Raw genomic sequence first — 1,406 nt, 5'->3', positions numbered from 1 at the left:
GACCCGATACGACAAGACCGCCGACAGCTTCCTCGGTTTCGTCCTCGTCGCTTCAATCCGCTTGTGGGTCAGGCACTTTGTCCACACCACCTAGTGATCGCCTATAGCTCCAGGCGTGAAGGACGAGTGGATACAGAAAGTCAGTCGGGCAGCGGGCGGCGCAACCCAGCACGCGCGGCACCCCTCCACGTCGGGCACATTCTATCTGTCCAAGGGTCGAAACTTCTCCGGCGTCAACTACGAGGCCGAGATCCCAGCCGGCCTTCACATCAGCTGTGGTTTCGCACCGTCGATGGCAAGTCAAACATCCTTCGGTGAGCTTTCACTGGCTCGATCCGGATTGTCGGTCTTGAGCAGCCGGGAGCCAATTCGATTGCGCACGGCGGTGTCTTCAGGTGAGTTCCGTTCGGCGGGGCTGTCGATCGACTGGCAAACTTTGGCGGACCACGATCTGCCAGCTTGTCTCGCAGCCATTCCCGATAACGTGTGCATGGGGGTTGAGAGGATTCCGCCGCGAATAGTCGCGGCGCTCGTGGCGCCGATTGACGAATGGTTTCAGGGTACGGCGCGCGACCTCGCTATCGAAGGTCGCTCGCTTGCACTATTCGCGGTGCTGGAACAGTGCCTCGCAACGAGTTCCGAGACACTGGAATCGTCACGGAGTCTAAGCTTGGCAAATGCCGCGCGGGAGATCGTCGATGTCGAGTTTGCCGGGACTCTCACCATCCACAGTCTCGCCGCTCGACTGAAATGCAGTCCGAGGACCCTGACCTCGGCTTTCCGTCAAAGTTTCGGAACAACGATTGGCGCCTATCTCACTGACTGCCGCTTGGCCGCCGCCGCATCCCTGCTGCGGAGCGGCTACGGCGCGACCCAGACAGCGTACCGGGTCGGGTATACGCCGGCTCACTTTGCGACGGCTTTTAAACGCCAGTTCGGCGTATCTCCGCGCGAGTGGTCTGGTGGTGCTGCTCAGAGCCGAAAGCCTTTGCCGCTTACCGAAAGCCCGCGTCGTTGATGTAATATTGTAACCCGATTAGCTGCGAGGGTTCGCATTGATGGGGTGCTTTGATGAAATCTGTGGTTGCCGGCCTGTTGCTGACAGGAGCCGCGATGCCGGCTTACGCGCAAACCAGTTCTCCGCAAGAGTCGACGGTTTTGGAAGAGATCGTCGTCACTGGAACGCGCCAGGACACGCGATTGGCCGACACCCCGGTCGCCGTGACCGTCCTGTCTGAAGACTTCATCCGCGATGCCCGCATCGAAAGCGTGCGTGACATCGATGATTACGTCCCAAACGTCCAGTTCAATTGTGGATCGGCGTGGAAAAGGGACCCCGGTAGCGGGGTGATCGGCGTCGAAAAGGGACCCCTCATCCCGGTGGTCTAGGCTGTTCGCTTGGCGGT

At 60.0% G+C, this 1,406-nt stretch carries 2 protein-coding genes and 1 pseudogene; all 3 read left to right on the top strand.

Going from position 1 to position 1,406, the window contains the following annotated elements; translation table 11 throughout:
* Window positions 1-94: pseudogene (locus GGR88_RS15000) on the top strand (IS5 family transposase); the annotation flags it as partial.
* 21 nt (window positions 95-115) lie between these two features.
* Window positions 116-1,018, top strand: a complete 903-nt coding sequence (locus GGR88_RS15645; protein ID WP_082064535.1) for a helix-turn-helix transcriptional regulator — start codon at window positions 116-118, stop codon at window positions 1,016-1,018.
* Window positions 1,019-1,071: 53 nt separating this feature from the next.
* Entirely contained in the window at window positions 1,072-1,389 is a 318-nt protein-coding gene (locus GGR88_RS14990) for a hypothetical protein (protein WP_167956468.1), read from the top strand.
* Window positions 1,390-1,406 lie beyond the last annotated feature (17 nt).

Origin of the sequence: Sphingomonas jejuensis (assembly GCF_011927695.1) — a bacterium.
Taxonomy (GTDB): Bacteria; Pseudomonadota; Alphaproteobacteria; order Sphingomonadales; family Sphingomonadaceae; genus Sphingomonas_K; species Sphingomonas_K jejuensis.
This window is presented reverse-complemented; position numbering and strand designations above follow the sequence as displayed.

Coding starts and splice junctions, on each gene's coding strand:
- GGR88_RS14990 (WP_167956468.1), top strand. CDS start 1,072: ATGAAATCTGTGGTTGCCGGCCTGTTGCTGACAGGAGCCGCGATGCCG.